General features: G+C 70.1%; 20 protein-coding genes. 7 read left to right on the forward strand and 13 right to left on the reverse strand.

Annotated elements, in window-relative coordinates; all coding sequences use genetic code 11:
* Positions 1-99: 99 nt before the first annotated feature.
* Both ABZ297_RS17255 and ABZ297_RS17260 read right to left on the reverse strand, forming a co-directional pair.
* The gene (locus ABZ297_RS17255) at positions 100-1,005 is read right to left on the reverse strand and encodes an ABC transporter permease (RefSeq protein WP_355346384.1); all 906 of its coding nucleotides are present in this window, start codon (positions 1,003-1,005) and stop codon (positions 100-102) included.
* Positions 1,002-1,940 carry an ATP-binding cassette domain-containing protein gene (locus tag ABZ297_RS17260; RefSeq protein ID WP_355346387.1) on the reverse strand — a complete coding sequence of 313 codons (939 nt, stop codon included), beginning with the start codon at positions 1,938-1,940 and terminating at the stop codon, positions 1,002-1,004. Before ABZ297_RS17260 ends, ABZ297_RS17255 begins: the two co-directional genes overlap by 4 nt.
* Positions 1,941-2,016: 76 nt before the next feature.
* Between ABZ297_RS17260 and ABZ297_RS17265 the strand changes: the two genes are divergently transcribed.
* Positions 2,017-2,781, forward strand: a complete 765-nt coding sequence (locus ABZ297_RS17265) for a TetR/AcrR family transcriptional regulator (protein ID WP_355346390.1) — start codon at positions 2,017-2,019, stop codon at positions 2,779-2,781.
* Between the two features lie 123 nt (positions 2,782-2,904).
* Here the strand turns inward: ABZ297_RS17265 and ABZ297_RS17270 are convergent, their stop codons facing one another.
* Positions 2,905-3,354, reverse strand: a complete 450-nt coding sequence (locus ABZ297_RS17270; RefSeq protein WP_355346393.1) for a MarR family winged helix-turn-helix transcriptional regulator — start codon at positions 3,352-3,354, stop codon at positions 2,905-2,907.
* 83 nt (positions 3,355-3,437) lie between these two features.
* Between ABZ297_RS17270 and ABZ297_RS17275 the strand changes: the two genes are divergently transcribed.
* Positions 3,438-3,869 (forward strand): hemerythrin domain-containing protein, encoded by a 432-nt coding sequence (locus ABZ297_RS17275; RefSeq protein ID WP_355346396.1) that lies wholly within the window; start codon positions 3,438-3,440, stop codon positions 3,867-3,869.
* A 35-nt stretch (positions 3,870-3,904) separates the two neighbouring features.
* On the opposite strand, the gene ABZ297_RS17280 is transcribed toward ABZ297_RS17275, so the two are convergent.
* The 7 genes from ABZ297_RS17280 to ABZ297_RS17310 form a co-directional block, all read right to left on the reverse strand.
* Positions 3,905-4,483, reverse strand: coding sequence for an ATP/GTP-binding protein (locus ABZ297_RS17280; protein WP_350802663.1), 579 nt, complete (start codon positions 4,481-4,483; stop codon positions 3,905-3,907).
* Positions 4,464-4,826, reverse strand: a complete 363-nt coding sequence (locus ABZ297_RS17285) for a DUF742 domain-containing protein (RefSeq protein WP_355346399.1) — start codon at positions 4,824-4,826, stop codon at positions 4,464-4,466. Before ABZ297_RS17285 ends, ABZ297_RS17280 begins: the two co-directional genes overlap by 20 nt.
* A 29-nt stretch (positions 4,827-4,855) precedes the next feature.
* Positions 4,856-5,278: a roadblock/LC7 domain-containing protein gene (locus ABZ297_RS17290; RefSeq protein WP_049575902.1), complete on the reverse strand. Its 423-nt coding sequence runs from the start codon at positions 5,276-5,278 to the stop codon at positions 4,856-4,858.
* Between the two features lie 34 nt (positions 5,279-5,312).
* On the reverse strand, positions 5,313-8,183 hold the full coding sequence (locus tag ABZ297_RS17295; protein ID WP_355346403.1) for a nitrate- and nitrite sensing domain-containing protein: 2,871 nt from the start codon (positions 8,181-8,183) through the stop codon (positions 5,313-5,315).
* A gap of 120 nt (positions 8,184-8,303) precedes the next feature.
* Positions 8,304-10,529 carry a [protein-PII] uridylyltransferase gene (locus tag ABZ297_RS17300; RefSeq protein ID WP_355346406.1) on the reverse strand — a complete coding sequence of 742 codons (2,226 nt, stop codon included), beginning with the start codon at positions 10,527-10,529 and terminating at the stop codon, positions 8,304-8,306.
* The gene (locus ABZ297_RS17305) at positions 10,526-10,864 is read right to left on the reverse strand and encodes a P-II family nitrogen regulator (RefSeq protein WP_184945529.1); all 339 of its coding nucleotides are present in this window, start codon (positions 10,862-10,864) and stop codon (positions 10,526-10,528) included. Before ABZ297_RS17305 ends, ABZ297_RS17300 begins: the two co-directional genes overlap by 4 nt.
* Complete coding sequence (locus ABZ297_RS17310) at positions 10,861-12,171, reverse strand: ammonium transporter (RefSeq protein ID WP_355346409.1); 1,311 nt, start codon at positions 12,169-12,171, stop codon at positions 10,861-10,863. The genes ABZ297_RS17305 and ABZ297_RS17310 overlap by 4 nt, the downstream gene beginning before the upstream one ends.
* A gap of 198 nt (positions 12,172-12,369) precedes the next feature.
* On the opposite strand from ABZ297_RS17310, the gene ABZ297_RS17315 reads away from it, so the two are divergent.
* Positions 12,370-13,296: an iron-siderophore ABC transporter substrate-binding protein gene (locus tag ABZ297_RS17315; RefSeq protein WP_355346412.1), complete on the forward strand. Its 927-nt coding sequence runs from the start codon at positions 12,370-12,372 to the stop codon at positions 13,294-13,296.
* Between the two features lie 9 nt (positions 13,297-13,305).
* Here ABZ297_RS17315 and ABZ297_RS17320 read toward each other — a convergent pair whose 3' ends face one another.
* The gene (locus tag ABZ297_RS17320; RefSeq protein WP_355346415.1) at positions 13,306-14,103 is read right to left on the reverse strand and encodes an alpha/beta hydrolase; all 798 of its coding nucleotides are present in this window, start codon (positions 14,101-14,103) and stop codon (positions 13,306-13,308) included.
* 81 nt (positions 14,104-14,184) lie between these two features.
* Between ABZ297_RS17320 and ABZ297_RS17325 the strand changes: the two genes are divergently transcribed.
* Both ABZ297_RS17325 and ABZ297_RS17330 read left to right on the forward strand, forming a co-directional pair.
* Positions 14,185-14,754 carry a helix-turn-helix domain-containing protein gene (locus ABZ297_RS17325; protein ID WP_355346418.1) on the forward strand — a complete coding sequence of 190 codons (570 nt, stop codon included), beginning with the start codon at positions 14,185-14,187 and terminating at the stop codon, positions 14,752-14,754.
* A 153-nt stretch (positions 14,755-14,907) separates the two neighbouring features.
* The gene (locus tag ABZ297_RS17330; RefSeq protein ID WP_355346421.1) at positions 14,908-16,776 is read left to right on the forward strand and encodes a BTAD domain-containing putative transcriptional regulator; all 1,869 of its coding nucleotides are present in this window, start codon (positions 14,908-14,910) and stop codon (positions 16,774-16,776) included.
* Between the two features lie 45 nt (positions 16,777-16,821).
* Here the strand turns inward: ABZ297_RS17330 and ABZ297_RS17335 are convergent, their stop codons facing one another.
* Positions 16,822-17,637: a DUF4344 domain-containing metallopeptidase gene (locus tag ABZ297_RS17335; protein ID WP_355346424.1), complete on the reverse strand. Its 816-nt coding sequence runs from the start codon at positions 17,635-17,637 to the stop codon at positions 16,822-16,824.
* A 272-nt stretch (positions 17,638-17,909) separates the two neighbouring features.
* On the opposite strand from ABZ297_RS17335, the gene ABZ297_RS17340 reads away from it, so the two are divergent.
* Both ABZ297_RS17340 and ABZ297_RS17345 read left to right on the forward strand, forming a co-directional pair.
* Positions 17,910-18,845, forward strand: coding sequence for a hypothetical protein (locus ABZ297_RS17340; RefSeq protein ID WP_355346427.1), 936 nt, complete (start codon positions 17,910-17,912; stop codon positions 18,843-18,845).
* A complete protein-coding gene (locus ABZ297_RS17345) occupies positions 18,842-20,668 on the forward strand; it encodes a potassium transporter TrkA (RefSeq protein WP_355346430.1) in 1,827 nt (608 codons plus the stop codon). Before ABZ297_RS17340 ends, ABZ297_RS17345 begins: the two co-directional genes overlap by 4 nt.
* Here ABZ297_RS17345 and ABZ297_RS17350 read toward each other — a convergent pair.
* On the reverse strand, positions 20,665-21,672 hold the full coding sequence (locus tag ABZ297_RS17350; RefSeq protein WP_355346487.1) for an MBL fold metallo-hydrolase: 1,008 nt from the start codon (positions 21,670-21,672) through the stop codon (positions 20,665-20,667). The two genes, ABZ297_RS17345 and ABZ297_RS17350, sit on opposite strands and share 4 nt — an antisense overlap.
* Between the last annotated feature and the right edge of the window lie 47 nt (positions 21,673-21,719).

The following is a 21,719-nucleotide window of genomic DNA, read 5'->3' on the forward strand; positions in this document are numbered from 1 at the left end:
ACCGACATTTCGCGGGCTTTAGAACCGACATTTCACGGCTGATTGCACCGACATTGTGCGACCACAGCACCGACATTTCACGACCTGGGTCGGTGGATTTCAGCGGTCGAGGCGCTGGTAGAGGCGGACGGAGAGGGTGAAGAAGACGGCCGTGATCAGCAGTGGCCAGACGACGGCCATCTGCACGGGATGCTGGGACACCCAGGAGTCGCCGCCCCAGCCGGGGTTGCCGAACAGCTGCCTGGCAGCGGCCACCGTCGAGGAGAGCGGGTTCCACTCGGCGATGGCGCCGAGCCAGCCCGGCATGGTGCTGGGGGCGACGAAGGCGTTGGAGAGGAAACCGATCGGGAACTCCAGGGTCTGGATGGCGGTGACCGCACCCGGTTCCTTGGTCAGCAGCCCGAGGTAGATTCCCGCCCAGAGCAGGGCGAAGCGCAGCAGGAGCAGGAGAGCGACCGCGCCCAGGGCGCCCAACGGGTCGTCAGGACGCCAGCCGACCGCCAGCCCGCAGGCGAGCATGCCCGCCAGCATCAGGACCGAGGTCAGCAGGTCGGCGACCGCCCGGCCGAGGAGGACGGCCGAGGGGGCCATCGGCATCGAGCGGAACCTGTCGGTCACGCCGCGGGACAGGTCCGTGGTGACCGCGACCATGGTGGCGCCGAGGCCGAAAAGCATCGTCATGCCGTACATGCCGGGCATGAGGAAGGCGAAGTAGTCGGCGCCGTCGGGCACGTCCACCGCGCCGCCGAACAGGTAGCCGAACGCCAGGGTGATTATGACGGGGAAGACGACCCCGAACACGATCGTCATGGGCTGAGCGGTCCAGTGGATCAGGTCCCGCCTGGCGACGGTCCAGCCGTCGGCCAGGGCCCAGCGCAGCCGGGCGAGCGGCCCGTCCTCGACGGCGGACCTCTGGTTCGCGAGCGCCTGACTCACCACCACCGTCGAGCGAGCGGACGTCGGGTTCACAGACCGCGGGTTCGTGGGTGTCGGGTTCGTGGTCATCGAGGCAGCTCCTCGTTCTCCGTGAGGTTCAGGAAGACCTCGTCCAGCGTCGGGCGGCGCAGGCCGACGTCCTCCACGTCGACGCCCGCCGCCGCGAGCGCGCCCAGCACCTCCGTCAGCGCCTGGACCCGCTCCGTCACGGGAGCGCTGACGTGCCGGGTGTCCTCGTCGCACTCCGCCGGCGCGGACGCCACCCGCCCGACGATCTCCACGGCCTCGGCGAGCCGGTCCGCGTGCCTGACGACCACGTCCACGCGGTCGCCGCCCAGCCTGGACTTCAGCTCGTCAGGGGTGCCCTCGGCGATCACCCTGCCGCTGGCGATCACCGAGACGCGGTCGGCGAGCTGGTCGGCCTCTTCCAGGTACTGGGTCGTGAGCAGGACCGTGGTGCCGCCCGCGACCAGCCCGCGCACCGCCCGCCACACCTCGGCGCGGCTGCGCGGGTCGAGGCCGGTCGTGGGCTCGTCCAGGAAGAGCACCGGCGGCGAGAGGATCATGCCGGCCGCCAGGTCGAGGCGGCGGCGCATGCCGCCCGAGTACTCCTTGACCGGGCCTGGATGCTCCAGGCCGAACGCGTCGAGCAGCTCGGCGGCCCTGGTGCGGGCCGTGCGGGAGTCGAGGTGGTAGAGGCGTCCGAACAACTCCAGGTTCTGCCGCCCGGTCAGCACCTCGTCCACGGCCGCGTGCTGGCCGACCAGGCCGATGCTGCGCCGCACCTGGTGGGGCCGCGTGGCCACGTCGTAGCCCGCCACCGACGCGTGGCCGCCGTCGGGACGCAGCAACGTGGTGAGGATGCGGACAGCCGTGGTCTTGCCCGCGCCGTTGGGGCCGAGCAGCCCGCAGACGGTGCCCTCCCTCACCTCCAGGTCGAACCCGTCCAGCGCGGTCTTCTTGCCGTAGGTCTTGCGCAGGCCCTGCGCCAGTACCGCTGACATGGCACCTCCATTTCCGTACGCCGTACCGTACAGCATACGATTGAGGGCGTGCAACCGTACGGTGTACCGTACGGATGTGACGATCGAGTACTCCGGCAAGGGCGACCCGGCGCGCAGCCTCGCGCTGCTCTGGCGCACGAGCGAACGCACCAGCCGCAAGGGCAAGCCCGATTTGAGCGTCGACAAGATCGTGCGCGCCGCCATCGAGGTGGCCGACGCCGAGGGGCTGCAGGCCCTGTCCATGCGCCGGGTCGCCGAGAAGCTGGGCGTAGGGACGATGTCGCTCTACACGTACGTGCCGGGCAAACCCGAACTGTTCGACGTCATGCTCGACACCGTGTACGGCGAGACGGCCAGGCCGGAGGACGTTCCCGGCGGCTGGCGCGGACGTCTGGCGCTGATCGCCAGGGAGAACTGGGCGCTCTACGTGCGTCACCCCTGGCTGCTCCAGGTGGCGACGAGCCGCCCGGTGCTCGGGCCGAACGTCGTCGCCAAGTACGACTACGAGCTCCGCGCCGTCTCCGGCATCGGGCTGACGGACGTGGAGATGGACTCCGTGATCACGTTGATCACCGGGTTCGTGCACGGCACGGCCAGGGGCGCGGTCGAGGCCGCGCAGGCGGAGAGCGCGACGGGGATGTCCGACGACCAGTGGTGGGCCGCGCACGCGCCCTTCCTCAGCCGGATCGCCGACGCCAGCCGCTACCCGACGGCCGCGCGGGTCGGCGAGGCCGCCGCCGAGGCCCTGGGCGGGGCCTACAGCGCGGAGCACGCCTTCAAGTTCGGCCTGGAACGCGTCCTCGACGGCATCGAGGCCCTGATCGCCGGCCGCGCGAGCTGAATGCAGGGCGCGCCGCACGACCCACATCCGCCGACGTCACGCCCCGGAGCTCGGCCTGACAGCGAGGTGCGGCCTGCCGTCAGGCCAAGGCGCTCAGCCCGACTCAGCCCGGCTCAGCCCGGCTCAGCCCGACAGTGCCTGCTCGTAGGCGAGCAGCGTGCGCACGAACAGCCGCCGCTCGGCGGGCGTGAGCGGCTCCAGAGCCGTGCGCCAGGCGGCGGCCCCGTGGCCGAGCCACTCCGAGATGGCGTCGCGGCGCGCCTCGGCGATGCTGACGATCGTCCGCCGCCGGTCGGCGTCGTCCTCGCGCCTGTCGAGGACGCCCTTGCGGCTCAGTTCGCCGACCATCAGGCTGACCGTCGCCGGTGCCACCTCCAGCCGTGACGCCAGCTCGTTGACCGTCATCGCCCCGTCGAACAGCAGGTAGGCCAGCAGCGACAGGTGCCGGGGCGCGAGTGAGAGCGACCGCAGCTCTTCGGGCACGCCCAGCCGCTTGGCCCTGCCCACCATGCGCGGCATCAGCAGCAGCAGCGTGCGGATGCTCTCGTCCACGCTCAGGCCGTCCGTTGACATCCGCCAAGCACCCCAATACCTTGAATGAGCAATTAGCTATGCATACAAAGCTAATTTGCTCGACTAACCGAAGGATAGTGAACATGACGCAAGCCCAGCAGGACAGTACCGGCGACGCGGAACGGGTCCGGGCCTTCGGGGACGAGCTGGTGGCCGTGCACGACTGGTTCCGCGCCGAGCTCGCCGGGCTCCGCACCGGGGAGCCGCTCAGCGGCGAGCTGCGCGCCCACTGCGTGACGTTCTGCGAGCGGCTGAGCTTCCACCACTCGGGCGAGGACCGCGCGGTCTTCCCCCACCTGGAGGAGCGCCTCCCCGAGCTGAAGGAGGCCCTCGACCGGCTGCGCGCCGAGCACGTGGTGGTCGCCGGGCTGGTCGAGCGGCTGGCCGCCGCCGGCACCCGGGACGAGCTGGACCGCCTCTCCGCCGAACTGGAAGCCCACTTCGACTACGAGGAGAAGCAACTCGTCCCGGTGCTCAACTCGCTGGACGCAGTCCCCTGGGAGGTCCGCCGCTAGAAGACGGACCCTAGGAGACGACTAGGAGACGGGTCCTAGGAGACGGGAGCCGACCGCAGCCGCACCACGTGCTCCACCAGCGAGATCAACGTCGCCTTGACCGAATCGCGGTTGCGCGCGTCCGTGCGCACGATCGGGACGTGCGCCCCCAGCGCCAGCGCCTCCCGCACCTCGTTGTCCGAGTGCGGGAACTGCCCCTCCCAGCCGTTGACGCCGATCACGAAGGGCAGCTTCGCCTCCTCGAAGTAGTCGATGGCCGGGAAGCTGTCGGCCAGCCGCCGGGTGTCGAGCAGCACCACGGCCCCGATGGCGCCACGCACCAGGTCGTCCCACATGAACCAGAACCGGTGCTGTCCGGGCGTGCCGAACAGGTACAGGATCAGGTCGCGGTCGAGGGAGAGACGGCCGAAGTCCATCGCCACCGTCGTCGTCTGCTTGTTCGGGGTCAGACCGAGGTCGTCGATGCCCGCGGACGCGTCCGTCATCACCGCTTCCGTGGTGAGCGGCAGGATCTCGGACACCGCCCCCACGAACGTCGTCTTGCCGACGCCGAACCCGCCCGCGACGACGATCTTCGTCGACGTTAGGCCGGGGCTAGAGCCTGCGAAGTCCACTGAGCACCCTTTCAAGCATGTTGAGGTCTGGCTGTCCCTGGCTGAGGTGCGGCTGGTGCAGGCGGACGAGCCCTTCGTCGGACATGTCCGCCACAAGCACCCTGGCCACACCCAGCGGGACCCGGAGCAGGGCCGATATCTCGGCGACCGACCGGAAGGTCCGGCAGAGCTGCATGATGGCCTCCTGCTCGGGTGTGAGCATGGCCATCTCGTCGTCCGGTATGGACATGGACGAGATCAGCGTCTCCATCGCCAGGTGGTAACGCGGCTCCGAACGGCCGCCGGTCACCGCGTACGGGCGGAACAGGGGCTCGTCGTCCCCGGTTCCGCTACTGCCGTACACGGCCCTCCTCCATCAGTTCCACCATTGCATCACCGCGTCCTGGCGGCCTGGAGCTCGGCGCGCAGAGCCGGCGTGAGGGCCTGCCCGGCCCTGTCGACCAGCAGCGTCATCTGGTACGCAACCAGCCCCATGTCGCAGTCGGGCCCCGCCAGCACGGTGAGCACCGAACCGTCGCTGATCGCCATCACGATGAGCAGGCCACGCTGCATCTCGACCACGGTCTGTGACACCGAGCCGCCTTCGAACACGCGGGACGCGCCCACGGTCAGGCTCAGCAGCCCGGCGGAGACCGCGGCGAGCTGGTCGGCCCGGTCCGGCGGGAACCCCTCGGAAGCGGCCAGGCAGAGGCCGTCGGCCGAGACGACGACGGCATGCGCCACGCCGGGGGTGTTCCGCACGAAGTCGGTGATCAACCAGTCAAACCGGTGCGCTTCGTGGCTAAGGGTCGTCACGCGTCCTCCTTGATGGGACACGCAGGCCGCTCGCTCACTGTTGTTCCTCCTGTTCACGTACCTCCGCGCGACCCCGCCGCACGCCTTGCTGGTAACTGGCCATCCGGCGGCGCATCCGATCGGGGGAGACCGGCGGCGTCGGGTCCTGCCGTTGCTGCTGCTGCAGCGCGGGCTGGCTGGCCGTTCCTGGTACCAGGTTCGCCTTGGGCGTGCGTTTGGGGAGCCCGGCGGCGGTGGTGCCGCCGAGGCTCGGGTCGCTCGCGGCGGCCGCCGCCTGCCAACCGGCGTCAGCGGCGGTTCGCCACGCTTCCTCCCCAGAGCGTACGGCTTGCGCGGAGTCTTGCTCATCTCGATGGGACGAATCCGACCCCTGCTCGCCTTGCGGCCTGCGGAACCACGCCGACTCGACCGAGGCGAAGATCGGCAGGAACTCCTCGTGCTCCGCGTCCATCGGCGAGACCTCCACCGACGGGTGCGGCTCGGGCCTGCGCACCTCGCTCGTGTTGTACGGCGAGGACGCGGGCGCGGGCGGCGGCGCCTGGAACGGGCCCCGCGAGAAGTCGTTACTCGGGAAGGACGGGAAGGAGCCGGTGCGCTCCGTGCTCGGGTACGAGGCGCCTGGGGGGCTCGGCGGGCTCTGGGAAGCGGGCTGGCTCGGGAACGAAGCGCTCGGCGGGCTCGGGTAGGACGGCGGACTCGGGTAGGACGGGGAGCTCGGGTACGACGGGAAGACGCCGGGGTCGAACGGCGGCTGCCTGATGCTGCCGCCGTCCGTGTTGGCGGTGAACGGGCTCCTGGGTGCCGAGCCCGCGCTGTCGAAGGAGTCGAAGCTGCCGAAGGAGTGGAACGAGCCGTTGCCGTTGCCGTTCTGTCCGGCGGGGACCATGCCGCCACCCATGCCGGCGCCGTACGCCGGGCGCGGCTGCAGGGGTTGCTGGGCGGCCTGGGGGAGCAGCGACGGCGGCAGCAGCACCATCGCGATCAGGCCGGAGCCGTCGCCCTTGCGGAGCTGGACCCGGATGCCGTGGCGCAGCGCCAGCCGGCCGACCACGAACAGGCCCATGCGGCGCGAGACCGACACGTCCACGACCGGCGGCTCGGCCAGGCGGCGGTTGGCCTCGGCCAACTCGTCCTCGGTCATGCTGATGCCGGAGTCGGCCACCGACAGCAGCGCGCCGCCGCCCTCGACGAGGCTGCTGGAGACGACGACCTGGGAGCTGTTCGGCGAGAACTGGATGGCGTTCTCGACCAGCTCGGCCACCAGGTGGACGAGGTCGTTGGCGGCGCTGCCGAGTACCGAGGTGGAACGGTGCACCTTGACCTGGACCCGCTCGTAGCCCTCGACCTCCGACAGCGCGGCCCGTACCACGTCGACCAGCTTGGCCGGCTGGCTGCGCCTGCGGGTGGCCTCGTGGCCGGCCAGGACCAGGAGGTTCTCGGAGTTGCGGCGCATGCGGGTGGCCAGGTGGTCGAGCTTGAACAGGTCCGACAGCCGGCCGCCGTCCTGCTCGCCCTTCTCCAGGCCGTCGATCAGCGAGATCTGCCGCTCCACCAGCGTCTGCGTGCGGCGGGAGAGGTTGACGAACATCGCGCTGATGTTGCTGCGCAGCTCGGCCTCCTCGCCCGCGAGCCGCACGGCCTGGCGGTGGACCTGGTCGAACGCCTTGGCGACCTCGCCGATCTCGTCGTCGCCCTCGATCGCGATCGGGTGCACGTCGGTCGAGACGTCCCCGGTCACGCGCAGCTTGCGGACCACGTCCGGCAGCCGGAAACCGGCGATCTCCAGGGCCTCCGTGCGCAGGCGGCGCAGCGGCGTGACCATCGAGCGGGCGATGGCCACGGTGAGGAGCAGGACGAGCAGCAGCAGCACCAGGATCAGCACGCCCGCGATGACCGCGTTGCGCACCTCGGCGTCACGCAGTTCCTGGCTGCGCAGGTCCACCTTGTCCTTGAGCGTGGTCTCGACCGAGCGCAGCGCCTCGATGGTGGCGGTGTTGTCGTCGAACCACTCCTGGGGGCGGGGGATCAGGTCCGCCCTGAGCCTGGCGCCCGGGGCCCTGCCGCTGGCCAGCGTGACGGCACGGGACTTCATCAGCTCGGTCCGGTAGTACTTGTCCAGGGTCAGCGCCTTGGACAGCTCCATGCCGACCTGCGCGCCGGCCTCCTGACCGACTGAGGCGATCTCGGAGTGCTGCTCGGCGCTGGAGGCGATGAACCGCTCGACCTCCTTGGCGTCCACGCCGGACGCGTTGTAGGCGTTCCTGAGCAGCTGGATGCGCTGGCGGGAGACCTGCTCCTTGGCCCGCGCCAGCGCGCCCATCGCGCGGAACTGGCCGATGATCTGCGGGTCGTCGCTGAGCAGGCTCAGCTCGTCGTGGACGCGCAGGAGGCTGTCGACCGGGGAGTCGTAACGCGAAGGGTCCTTCTGCCCCTCCTTGCGGACCCTGGGCAGCACCACGGTGAGGTCGGAGCGGGCGCGCTTGACGGCCTCCAGGACGCGCTCGCCGTACGACTCGTCCATCGCCGCCATGTCGTCCAGGACGGTCTTGACCAGCCGGTCGACGGCGGCCTTGCGCTCGTTGTACACCGTGCCGAGCTTCTTGCGCATCGCGGAGCTGGCGCCCATCCAGCCGCCAGTGTCACGCTCCAGCCCGATCGCCTGGACCAGGTCGCGGATCCGGCCTGCCTCGGCGGCGGCGGCGGAGGTGCGGTCGTAGGCGCCGATGCTCTGGACCGAGGCCACCACGCGCGCTCCCCCGAGCGCGACGCCGACGACGGTGGGAACCAGGATGAGCGCGGTGAGGCGCCACCGGACGCGCCAGTTGCGCAGGTTGTACCGCGACAGCGGCCGCGCTGGGCGGTCCCGCCTTGCGGCGTGGCCGCTGTCGGAATTCCCCGTTGTCACTGCTCCCGCTACCCCTCAATCCACTGTCAAGCCGTCACACAAGGTATCCGCAGCATCCGACGTATCAGGTCAAATCGGACACAATTGTTACAAATGTGACCGCTGGTCGTGTGCCGTTGGTTACCGCAGTGCAGCAAGCACCACGTCGCGGACCTGTCTCCGCTGAGCGTCGTCGCTGAGGGGGCGTCCGACGCGGTCAACCACATAGAAGACGTCCACCGCCTCCGCGCCGAGAGTCTCTACGCGGGCGGCTCGTACGTCAAGACCACACTCACCGAAAGCACGTCCAATGCGCCACAGGAGTCCCGGCCTGTCATGGGCCCTGACTTCGACCACCGTGGCCGTCTCGGAGGCGTCGTCGACCAAGCTCACACGCGGTGGGGCGACGGGCACCCGAGGAGGTCTCATCGACCTGGTACGGCGGGCCAGCCGCTGCTCGATGTCAAGGCGTCCAGCAAGGACGAGCCGGAGGTCCGCTTCCAGGGTCGCGGGGTCGGGCGGCGACCCGTACTCCGGGATCACCGAGAACTCGATCACGGCCGTGGACCCGGCCGAGGCGGCCGAGGCGGAGCGGACCACGAGCCGGTGCGCCGCCAGCACGCCCGCCGCGCTCCACAGCAGCCCCGCCCGGTCGGGCGCGACGACCGTGACCGCTCCCCCGTTCACCCGGATCGCGCCCCCGCCGTGCCTGGCCAGCGCGGCCTGCTCGGCCGACAGGTGGGGCGCGCTGGGCGGCGGTGAGCCCGCCAGCACCGAGCGCACCCGCCGCACCAGGTCGGCGACCAGCCCGGCCTTCCAGGCGTTCCAGGCTGCGGGCCCGGTGGCGATCCCGTCGGCGACGGCCAGCGCGGCGAGCAGATCGAGCACCTCGCGGGAGCCGACCGTGCCCGCGACCTTCTCGATGGTGACCGGGTCGTCGAGGTCGCGACGGGTGGCGGTCTCGGGCAGCAGCAGGTGGTGGCGGACGACGGTGGCGAGCGTGTCGACGTCCTGCGGGGGCAGGCCGATGCGGGCCGCGATGTCGCGGACCACGACCTCGCCCGTCGCCGAGTGGTCGCCTGGCCAGCCTTTGCCGACGTCGTGCAGCAGCGCCGCGATCAACAGCAGGTCCGGGCGGGACACCTCGCGGGTGTGGCTCGCGGCGTTGGCCGCCGCCTCGATCAGGTGCCTGTCGACGGTGAAGCGGTGGATCGGGTTGCGCTGCGGACGGTGCCGCACCCGCTCCCAGTCAGGAAGCAGCTTGACAAGGATGCCCGCCTGGTCGAGCTCCTCCCACACCGGGACGGCGGCCCGCCCCGCGCCCAGGATGGAGACCAGCGCGTCGCGCGCCTCCTCCGGCCACGGCACCGGCATCGGAGGCGACTGAGCAGCCAGGACGGACACCGTGGCGGGCGCGAGCGGCAGCCCGGAGTCGGCGGCGGCTGCCGCTGCCCGCAGCACAAGCACCGGGTCCTTGCGCGGGTCCGCGCCCCTGGCGAGCACCACCTCGCCGCCGTGCTCGACCACCCCGTCGGCCAGCGGACGGCGGCCCCGGGGAGCCGGGCCTGACACCAGCCTGTCAACCGTGCGCCAGGTCGCGTCGAAGGCGTGCGAGATCGTCCGGCCCGCCTCGGCCAGCCTGCGCATCAGCGCCTCGGCGTCGAGCAGGCCGAGCAGCCCGGCGACGGCGTCCTGCTCCTGCAGCACCAGCCTGTCGCTGCCGCGCGCCGTGACGACGTGCAGGGCGTGCCGCACGTCCAGGATGAACTCGTGGGCCTCGCGGGCGCGCGGGCCCGGCGCGGACGCCACCCACGCCGCCGCGACCGCCTGCATGGCCTGGACGTCACGCAGCCCGCCCCTGCCGTCCTTGAGGTCGGGTTCCAGGAGGAAGGCCAGCTCGCCGCTGACCTGGGCACGCTGGTCGGCCGCCTCGCGCAGCTCACCCAGCCTGCGCCGGGAGTCGGCCCGCCACTCGGCGAGCACCGCCTCCCTGGCCTTCCTGGTCAGGTCGGGATCACCGGCGATGTGCCTGGCCTGGATGAGGCCGAGCACCGCCTTGAGGTCGTCGCGGGCCACCGCCACGGCCTCTTCCACGGTCCGCACCGAGTGGTCGAGGCCGACGGCGGAGTCCCAGATCGGGTACCAGATGCGGTCGGCGACCCTGGCCACGTCGCGGCGGCCGTTGTGCAGCAGGACCAGGTCGAGGTCGCTGCCCGGAGCGAGTTCGCCCCGGCCGAGGCTGCCGACGGCGACCAGCGAGACCCGGTCGCCGTCGCTCGCCGTCCGGAAGAGATCCTTGAGCCAGCGGTCGGTGTCCGCGGCCCGCTCCTTGCGGGCCGCGGCGAAGGAGCGCGCCTCTCCCCTCACAGGGCCTCAGGACCGCGCTCTCCCGTACGGACCCGGATCACCGTGTCGACGGGGACGGACCAGACCTTGCCATCACCGATCTTCCCGGTCTGGGCGGCCTTAACGATGACGTCGATCACGTCCTCGGCGTCGTCCTCCTCGGCCAGGACCTCCAGCCGGACCTTGGGCACCAGGTCCACCTGGTACTCCGCGCCGCGGTACACCTCGGTGTGACCGCGCTGGCGGCCGTAGCCGCTCGCCTCGCTGACCGTCATGCCCTTGACGCCGAACTGCTCCAGGGCCGCCTTGACGTCATCGAGCTTGAAGGGCTTGATGACGGCCGTGATCAGCCTCATGCTTCCACCTTCTTCTGGGCCGGAGTGAGGGGACCGTTAGGGGAGGTCACGCCGGAAGCGTAGACCGTGCCGAGGTCGTAGCCGGTCTCGGCGTGCGCGGTGACGTCGATGCCGGTGACCTCTTCCTCGACCGGGATGCGGAAGCCCATCGTCTTGTCGATGACCTTGCCGATCACCCAGGTCACGATGAACGAGTAGCCGCCGACCGCGATCGGGCCGAGCACCTGCAGGCCGAGCTGGGTGAGGCCCTCGCCGTAGAGCAGGCCCTTGTTCTGCTGCGGCAGGAAGGGGTAGGCGGCCAGGAAGCCGAGCGAGACCGCGCCGATGACGCCGCCGACCAGGTGGACGCCGACCACGTCGAGCGAGTCGTCGAAGCCCAGCTTGTACTTCAGGCCCACCGCGTAGGCGCAGACCGCGCCCGCGATCAGGCCGATCAGCATCGCGGCCCACGGGTCGACGAAGCCGCAGGCGGGGGTGATGGCGACCAGGCCGGCGACGGCGCCGGAGGCGACGCCGAGGCTGGTGGCGTGCCCGTCGCGCAGCTTCTCCACCACGAGCCAGGCGCCCGCGGCCACCGCGGTGGCGATCTGGGTGTTCATGAACGCCAGGGCCGCCGTGCCGTCGACCGCCAGCTCGGAGCCCGCGTTGAAGCCGAACCAGCCGAACCACAGCAGGCCCGCGCCGAGCAGGACCAGCGTCAGGTTGTGCGGACGCATCGGCTCCTTGCGCCAGCCGTGCCGCTTACCGATCACCAGCGCCAGGGCCAGCGCGGCGGCGCCCGCGTTGATGTGGACCACCGTGCCTCCGGCGAAGTCCTCGATGCCGAGGGCGTTCAGCCAGCCGGTGCCCCACACCCAGTGCGCGACGGGGAAGTAGACGATCGTCGCCCAGACGAAGGTGAACAGCACCCAGGCGCCGAACTTCGCCCGGTCGGCGATCGCGCCGCTGATCAGGGCCACGGTGATGATGGCGAACGTCAGCTGGAAGGCCGAGAAGACCAGGCTGGGCATGCCGGTGCCGTCGTCCTTGGTGGCGGTGTCCACCAGGCTCTGCAGGCCGATGTGGTCGAGCCCGCCCACGAAGTTGTTCAGCCACGACATGCCGTTGTCACTGAAGGCCAGCGAGTGCCCGAAGAGCACCCAGGCGATGGTGACCGTGATGATGGCGACGAACGACATCATCATCATGTTCAGGACACTCTTGGCCCTGGTCATGCCCCCGTAGAAGAACGCGAGTCCCGGTGTCATCAGCAGCACCAACGCGGTTGCCGCGAGCATCCAGGCTGTCGTGCCGCTATCGATCTTCACGACGCGACCCTCCTTACATGTGACGTGTGGCCACAGCGTGTTCGCCCGCGGTTTCGTGGCTCGACCGGGTGTGTTTCACATTCGTGAATCTCGCCACAGTGGTGTTTCGCCGGTGTTTCGGACCACTCACACCCCGCATTGCGGGCATGAGCGGCGCTAGGCTTAGGGTTGCCTAACCTAATAGATCAAGGAATTTTCATGCGCCTGCGCCTGGCCGCCGCCGTCGTGCTGCCCCTCCTCACCCTCGCCGCATGCGGCACCTCCACCTCCTCCCAGGAGACCGGCCCCACCCGGACCGTCAAGCACGCCATGGGCGAGACGAAGGTGCCGGAGTCCCCCAAGAGGGTCGTGGTGCTCGACACCGACAAGCTCGACACGATGGTCTCCCTCGGCCTCGCCCCCGTCGGCGCGGCGCAGGCGACGGAGAGCCAGGCGTGGCCCACGTACCTGGGCTCCGCGCTGTCAGCGACGAAGGCGGTGGGAACCCTCCAGCAGCCCAACCTCGAAGCGATCATGGCGCTGAAGCCGGACCTGATCCTCGGCACCAAGTTCCGCCAGGCCGCCTTCTACGACAAGCTCAGCAAGATCGCGCCGACGGTGTTCACGGAGAAGGTCGGCGTCACCTGGAAGGAGAACTTCCTCCTGGACGCGACGGCGCTGGGCAAGAAGGACCAGGCCACGCAGCTCCTGTCGGCCTACGAGAAGCGGGCCAAAGAGGTCGGGGCCAGGTTCTCCACGCTGAAGGTGAGCATCGTGCGGTTCATGCCGACCGAGATCCGGATGTACGGGCCCGAGTCCTTCAGCGGCATCGTGGTGGGCGACGCGGGGATCCCCCGGCCCGAGGCACAGCAGCTCGCCGCGCAGCAGGACAAGCGTTTCGGCAAGCTGAGCCAGGAGAACATCGCGCAGGCCGACGGCGACGCGATCTTCTACACCGCGTACGGGGAGGCCGCGGCCAAGAGCCAGGCGGCGGTGACCGGCGGGCCGCTGTGGAAGAACCTCGCCGCGGTCAAGGCGGGCCACGTCCACAACGTCGACGACGAGGTCTGGATGCTGGGCATCGGGGTCACCGCGGCGGGCAAGATCCTCGACGACCTGGACAAGTACCTCACCCCGCTCGTCTGACCGCTCGGGTCAGCCCCAGAAGCGGCGTAGGTGCGGCACCAGCTCGCCCGCGCGCTCGTCGGGGAAGAAGAGCCTGCCCCCCTCGATCTCCACCACGTCCTTGACGCCGGGGATCGTGTCGCGCAGCCAGTACGCCCAGCTGACGTCGAAGAAGACGTCGCCCGTCCCCCACACGACCAGGGTCGGCACGGTCAGCTCGGCGAGCCGCGGCTCGATGGCGACCATGTCCTCGGCGTCGATGGAGGTCAGCAGGCGCTCGAACGCCTGCCCGCCGCCGGGCTTGTCCAGGATCGGCCGCAGGTAGTGGTCCACCAGGTACGCCGGGTCCTCGATGCGCTCGTAGCCGTCGCCGAACGCGGTGTGGACCAGCAGCTCCGGCTGCTCGAGCGCGACGGCCGTCAGCGCGGCCAGCTCCCCGCGGGCCGCCAGCTCGACCGTGGGCTTGAACGCGTCGGGCGGGGTGTTGGTGTGCACGTCGCAGTTGGTGAGCGTGAGCGAGCGCAGCCGTTCCGGGTGCCGCACCGCGAAGACCTGCGCGGCCGCGCCGCCCGTGTCGTTGGCGACGAGGTCCACCTGGTCCAGGCCGAGCCCTGCGCAGAGCTCCTCGACCGCCTCGGCGAGCGCGGGGATGGACAGGTCGTCGCGCGACGCGCTGCCGCCGTGCAGGGGCAGGTCGATGGCGAGGCACCGGCGCTCGTCCCGGAACTCGGCGATGACGTTGCGCCACAGGTACGAGCTGGTGCCGACGCCGTGCACGAACAGGCTGACGGGCCCGTCGCCGACGTCCACGTAGGAGATGCCGTCCATGGTTGCTCGCCTCCAGGATTACAAACCGACTGTCGGTCTACGAAATTACCGACTGACTGTCGGTTTGTCTACAGTGGAGGCATGAACCTCAAGGCGGAACGCGGCGCGGCCACCCGCGACCAGCTCCTCGCGATCGCCACGCGACTGTTCGCCGAGCACGGCTACGAGGGCACCTCGATCGAGGCGGTCCTGCAGGAGTCGGGGCTCAGCCGAGGGGCCCTCTACCACCACTACGCGGGCAAGGACGCCCTGTTCGAGGCGGTGCTGGAGGCCACGGAGGCGGCGATCCTCGCCCGGATCGTGCAGGCGGTCGAGGGCATCGCCGACCCGGCGGAGATGTTGAAGGCGGGCACGCTGGCCTGGGTGCGGCTGGCCGGAGACCCGGTGATCCAGCGCATCGTGCTGATCGACGCCCCCTCGGTGATCGGCTGGGAGCGCTGGCGGGCCTTGGAGGAGCGCTACTCCTTCGGCATGATCAAGGGAGCCCTGGGAGCGACGGGCGCGATCCCCGCCGCCTACCTGGACCTCCACGCGCACATGCTGCTCGCCGCGATCAACGAGAGCGCCCTGCTGGTAGCCAGGGGCCGCGACCAGGCCACGGCGGAGGCGGCCATGGAGGAGTTCCTGCGACGCCTGCTCAGCCACGGCTGACGCGACGGCCCCGACCGGCTCGCGCGAACCGTGGGGGGCATCGACGGGGTCGTCGATGCTTCGTCTATGAGATGTCTACCGGCCCCCATCACCATGGCCTCCGTTCAGATCGGAACCGTTGGGGGGTCAACGATGAGGCCGATGCATTTCGGCGTGTTAGGAACTGTTGAGGTATGGCGGGGGGATGATCGCCTGGACGTGGGCACGCCGCGCAACAGGGAGGTTCTCGCACGGCTGCTGCTGTCGCCGGGAAGGGTCCTTCCCATCGCCCGGCTGATCGACGATCTCTGGGAGGGGTGCCCGCCGCCGCAGGCGCTGTCGTCGCTACGTACGTTCATCTGCCGGCTGCGCCGCGTGGTCGAGCCGCCCGCCCAGGAGGCAGGCCGGCCGTCCGTGCTGATCACCGAGCCGCTCGGGTACGTCCTGCGCGTGGACGAGGCGGCCCTCGACTCGGCCAGGTTCGAGCAGCTGCTGCAGCAGGCGAGGGGAGCCGCTGATCCGAGCACCGTCCTCGGCCTGGTCGACGAGGCCCTCGGCCTGTGGCGCGGTCCTGCCTACGCCGAGTTCACGCACGCCCTGTGGGCCAAGGGGGAGGTGGCCAGACTGCAGGAACTGCAGCTCGGCGCGGTGGAACGCAGGCTCGACACCCTGCTGACGCTGGGGCGGCACGGCGAGGCCGTACCCGAGCTGGAAGCGCACACGCGCGCCCATCCCCTCCGTGAGGAGGGCTGGCGGCTGCTCGCTCTGGGCCTGTATCGCTCGTCCAGGCAGGGCGACGCCCTTGCCGCGCTGCGCGACGCCCGCGGCTACCTTGCCGAGGAGCTGGGCGTCGACCCCGGGCCTGAGCTGCGCAAACTGGAGGCGGGCATCCTCTCGCAGACCGCCGATCTCGATCTGCCGCCGGCGCCGGCGCCGGTGGCGATCAGGAGGCCGGTCGCGCGCCTGCGCTGCCTCGGCCGGGACGATCTGCTCGCGACCGCCGGAGCGGCGATGGCCGACGCGGAGTCCGGCAGCGGCAGCAGCATGGTCTTCGACGGCGAGCCCGGTGTCGGCAGGACCCAGCTGCTGAGGGGCGTGGAGGCTCTGGCCGACATGCGCGGTTTCCAGGTGGCCTGGGCGCAGGCGCACCCGCTTGAGCGCGAGTACGACTACGGCGTGGCCCGGCAGGTCTTCGAACCGATCCTGTACTCCATGCCGGAGAGTGAGCGGCATGAACTGCTCCGCGGGACGGTGCAGCCCGCGGCCGACATCGTCTGGCACAACCGGCCGTCGTCGGGTGGTCCCGACGGGCTGCACGCGCTCTACCGGCTCGCCGTGCGACTCGCGGAGCGCGCACCCCTGCTGATCGCCATCGACGATCTGCAGTGGTGCGACCCCGGCTCGTTGCGCTGGCTGGCCTACCTGGCCAGGCGCATCGAGGGGGTCCCCCTCGTGGTCGCCGCGACCAGGGCGACCGGTGTCCCGGCCGGCGACGATCAGTTGCTTGAGTCACTCTGCTCACTCTTCGCTCCGGTGTGTCTGGGAGGTCTGCCCGCCGAGGCGGCGGCGGCCCTCGCCGCCGAACTGTTCGGCGCGGAACCGGAGCCCGCGTTCCTCGCCTCCTGCCTGCACGAAACGGGCGGCAACACGTTTCTGCTGGCCGAGCACCTGAAGGCGCAGGCCACGGGCAAGCGGTCCACATCCATCGCGCGGTGGGCGGCCGGCCAACTGCGCCACGCGGGCCCCGGGGCCGCCACGCTGGCCAGAGCGGTCGCGACGCTCGACCATGCGGCCGACTTCCATACCGTGGCCGACCTGGCCGGTCTGGCGGACAGCCAGGCGGCCTCCGCTCTGTCGGCACTGGTCGGCATGGGGATCCTGCGTGACGGGTCGCCGCTGCGGTTCACCCAGCCCGTCGTACGGCAGGCCGTACTCGATGGTGTGCCGGCCAGCGTCCCGCGGTTCGCCCTGACCTCGATCGTCACCCCGGAACCTCCCGGCTCTCCGGTGCGCTCGGGCGTGCCGGGGCCGGTCGGCGGCTGACGCGACGAAGATCGGTAGGGCCGGCAGGACGGTGTCACTGACAGCTCAGTCCTTGAAGTGCGGTTCCAACAGCTTCGACCAGGCGTTGGAGAGCTTCTCGTACTCGCCGGGGCACCTGTCGGCCCGGTTCTCCGGCAACCCGTCCGGTCCGACCCAGTCGGCATAGGCCTTGGGATCGGAGCCGTAGATCCAGCACATGTAGTTGAACGCCCGCTGCTCGTCCATCGAGTGCTCGTCATAGAAGGGGAGCTCGGCCCGGTCCTGGTCGTTGGCCGAATCGAAGTAGTAGTTGATCGTCTGGACGCTGGAGGAGTCGTCCTCGCCCTGGGCCATGAGGAAGGCCGACAGCTGGTCGGCCGCGTCGTCCTCCTTGCCCAGGGCGGGGAGGTCGTAGATGTCGATCACGGCGTGGCCGAGCTCGTGGAACAGCGTGTCGACGAGGTTGGCCTGGCCGTGCTCGTTGTTCTCCTCCTCGGTCTCGGCCTTGTCCTCGTAGCGGGTGAAGCCGTCGACCACGAGCTCGTAGCACATGGTGATCTTCTTCTCGTCCGGGCTGTAGTAGGCGTTCACCTCATCGCACTGCGCACCGGCCAGCGTGACGTCGTGCGGCAGGGTGAGCGTCTCGTTGAGGGTGCTGGCGAAGCCTTCGAGGGTCTTGCCCGACCGCAGCAGCTCCAGCCCCTCGGTGGCGACGTCGGTCGTCGCCTTCCCGTACTCGGCGACGAACTTACCTCCGGCCTTGGGGGCGTCCGACGCGGCCGCAGCCGGCTTCTGTGCCGGCGTTTCCGCGCTTCCGCAGGCGGACAGCAGGGTGGCGAGGAGCAGCGCGCCTGCGCTCGTCGTGAGCCCATTCCACTTCATCAGAGGTCTCCAGGTCGAACATCGTTGACTCCTGGATCCTGACGGCACGATCTTGATGATCGATGGACGGACGGTCTCCGAGGTCCTCCAGACGGAGATCGACGACCGGCACATCCAGCGGATCGTCGAACACGAGCGAGCGCGGGCAGATATATCCGTCAATGTCCCGTCAATCAGGTGTCCACGACGATGATCCAGGCTCTCCGGTCATGACCAATCAGCCCTATCCACAGCAGCGGTCCCATGCTCGTCCGGCGCACGAGCAACCCGTCATGACCGAGCACATCGCTCCTCCTCCCAGCGCGGAGCCCACAGAGGCGAAGGCGGACCGCGGCAGCGTCCTGGAGCTCTTCGAGAAGATCGGCTCGGTCGCCCTTCCGCTGGCCGTCGCTCTCTACGCGGTCCTCTACATCGGTCTGCAGAACGTCTACTACGTCTTCGGCATCACGCCCGAGCAGGCGGGCCTCGACCAGGCGACGATCTTCGCCCGGCTCATCAGCACGCTGGTGACGGTCCTGCTCGGGCTGATCCCGGTCGTGGGAGCGATCGTGGGCCTTGGCTGGCTCGTCAACCTCGTGCTGGGGGGCAGAGCCGCCCGCGCGGTCGACAGGCTCAGGGAGAAGCCCTGGCTGGCGGCCGTGATCGGCGTTCTGGCCTCCAGCCTGGCCTACTGGGGGTATCTCAAGGTCGTCCAGGGCGTCTCGGCCGGGGCCGCGGTCTTCACGGCTCTGGGCATCGCCGTCTTCGGCCTGCTGGTGCCCTACCGGCTGCTGCGGCGGCGTCCCTCCGGCAGAGCGGGGATGAAGGTGCTCACCGGCGCGCTCGTCGGCCTGGGCCTCGGCTTCCTGCTGGCCGGTCAGATGGTCCAGGGCGCGCTGGACATCTACGAGAACGGCAACGGCAACTACGTGCTCGATCTCGTCGGAGTGAAGAACCAGTGGGCCACCGTGCAGGACGGCGACGGCAAGCCGCTCGACAAGGAGCGTGAAGGGGACCGGATGATGCTGCTCGGCGAGGAGGAGGGAACCTACGTCTTCTACGACTGCGGCATGGCGGAGACGATCCGCCGTCCCGTCGAGGCCACCACGCTCAACGCCATCGAGCTCGACCCCGACTTCACCGAAGGCGGCACGCAGAAGCCCGTCAAATGCGGCTACGCGCTGCCCGAGGCCGACCAGCCCCACGAGGACGAGGCTGAGCAACCATGACCAGAGAGCGCCTGCGCTATTGGTTCGACAACACCATGTCCAAGGGCACCCCTGCCCTCATCGGCTGGCTCGCGGTCGTCTCGCTGATCCTGATCCTCGTGGTGACCACCATGGCGTGGCCGTTCGCCGAGTCGGGCGCCGACGGGCACTCCTGGTGGGGGGTCGCCTGGATGAGCCTGCTGCGCACCCTGGACCCGGGCACGATGGGGGGCGACGACGGCAATCCGGTCTTCGTCCTCATGATGCTCGTCGTGACGATCGGCGGCCTGTTCGTCGTGAGCGCCCTGGTCGGCGTCCTCAGCGCCGGCCTGGACAGCAAGCTCGAAGACCTGCGCAAGGGCCGCTCCCGGGTGGTCGAGCAGGGCCACACGATCATCCTCGGCTGGTCCGAGGAGATCTTCGCCATCGTCACGGAGCTGATCAAGGCGAAGGAGAGCGAGCGGCGCTCTGTCGTGGCCGTGCTGGCCGACATGGACAAGGTCGAGATGGAGGAGCAACTGCGCGCCAGACTGGGTGACACCGGCCGGGCTCGCGTCGTCTGCCGCTCCGGCGACCCCGCGGAACATTCCGCGCTGCGCCTGGTCAGCCCGGACGCCGCCGCCTCCATCCTGGTGTTGCCCACCGATGACGCCGAGCTCATCAGGATCATGCTGGCGCTCAGCAGCAGGACATGGAGCGGCGTGCAGCCTCCCGTCGTGGCCGCCGTCTCCGACAGCGACAACCTGGCAGCCGCCCGCCTCGCGGGCGGCCCGCACGCCGAGGTGATCGACTCTCAGGACATCGCGGCACGGCTCGTCGTGCAGTCGTGCCGCCAGTCAGGGCTGTCGGCGGTCTACAGCGACCTGCTCGACTTCGACGGTGACGAGATCTACATGCGCGCCGAGCCCGTGCTCGTCGGCAGAATGTACGGCGAAGCGCTGTTCGCCTACGAGAGCGCCACGCTGATCGGGCTGCGAACGAACGACGGCCAGGTGGTCGTCAACCCGCCGAGTGACACGGTGATCCGGCAGGGCGATCTGTTGATCCTCATCGCGCCGGACGACTCGATGATCAGGCTGGCCGGCGCCGCTCCCGTGGTCGTGCCGGAAGCGATCCGCGGCCCGCGGACCGCGCGGAGGCAGGCGTCCAGGACGTTGATCCTCGGCACCAACAGCCGCAGGCACCGCATCCTGCGCGAGCTCGCCCCCTACCTGCCGCCGGGCTCCGAGATCCATCTCGCGGGCGCGCCCGCCGACGCGGTCTCCCTTCCGGCCGGTGTGCTCGTCAGCGCCGAGGAGTGCGACACCACCAGTGGCTCCGTCCTCAAGGCCTTGGACGTGCCCAGTTACGACCACACGATCGTCCTGTCCGACGAGGCGTACGACGCGCGGAAAGCCGACGCGCGCACGCTCATGACGCTGCTGCATCTGCGCGACATGCGCACAGGGGGCACGATCGTCAGCGAGATGAACGACGAGCGGAACCGCCACCTCGCCGAGGTGGCCAGGGCCGACGATTTCGTGGTCGGCGGCAAGCTGGTCAGCCTGCTGCTCACCCAGCTGGCCGAGAACAGGCACCTCGCGCAGGTCTTCGACCAGCTGTTCTCCCACCAGGGTTCGGAGATCTACCTCAAGCCCGCCGAGGACTACATCCAGGTCGGCGTTCCCGCGACGTTCGCGACCGTGTTGGAGGCGGCCAGGCGACGCGGCGAGACGGCCATCGGCTACCGGCGGGCGGCCGACTCTGGTCAGGCGCCCGGCTACGGCGTCGCGCTCAACCCGGACAAGTCCCTGTCGCTGCGGTTCGAGCCGGGCGATCGAGTGATCGTGCTCTCGGAGGACTAGCGGCCGGACTGGTGCTGCTCGGGCAGGCGGCTCCGCGGATGCACCCACAACAGGATGTTGTCCGGCCGTGCGGGCTCGAGCCGCCGGAAGAACTCGAGGATCTCCCGATCCGAGTGACGCAGGCTGAAGTGGGTCAGGACGAAGAGAGTCTCCGGGTGCGCCTCGACCACGGGCCTGAGCCTGCTCCAGACCGTGTGCCCGACCCGGTCCGCGCGGTCCAGCTCTGCGTCGTCGAGAAAGGTGCACTCGGTGATGACGACCGGATACTCGAAGAGCCACGGGTTCCGCTCGAACACGTTGACGTGTGTGTCGCCGAGGAAAGCGAACAGCGGCCGCCGGACCGCGTCGTCGACCTCGGCCCCCTCCTTGCGCTTGCGCGCCATGATCCGGCCGAACTCCGCGCCCCGGCCCTCCCGCTCCAGGGACCGCCGGAGCTCCTCGAACTCCGGCCGCAGGACCTTGCGCCGCTCCGAGTAGGCGTACCCCACGCAGGGCACTTTGTGCTCGCACTCCACCACGCGCACGTGGTGTCCGCGACGTCCGAAGACGAACTCGTCGTCCTGGCGCACGCCGTGCAGGCGGTAGCCGCCCGCGAGGGCGGGGTCGAACCCCGGCCCGTGGTTCAGTTCGGCGGACGCGCGCAGGTAGGACTCCACGTACGGCACCGCTGCGGCGGGCAGGTAGATGTCCGCGCCCTGGGCAGCCAGGAAGTCGAGGTCCTTGGAGTGGTCGTGGTGGGTGTGGGTCAGGAAGACCGTGTCCACCTGCCGTCCTTCGCACAACCCCGCGTCGAGGCTGCAACGCAGCTCGGGGAGGTGGAAGAAGGTCTTGTCGTTGGCACGGGAGTAGCCGGTGAGGGTCAGCTCGGTGCCGGGTATCCGCCACGTCTTCCACTGCCGGAACGGATGCCCGCGCTCCAGCGGCTCGGGATGTTCGGCCTGTCGCTCCGACGCCTGCGCCATCGGGTGCGCCCCCTCGAAGAGCCCTCGTGTTCCTGGTGCCATGATCACGCGTCCGCCGATCGTAGCGGCCCGCGTCCTGCGCACACGAC

This window comes from Nonomuraea sp. NPDC005983 (genome assembly GCF_040614375.1).
Taxonomy (GTDB): domain Bacteria; phylum Actinomycetota; class Actinomycetes; order Streptosporangiales; family Streptosporangiaceae; genus Nonomuraea.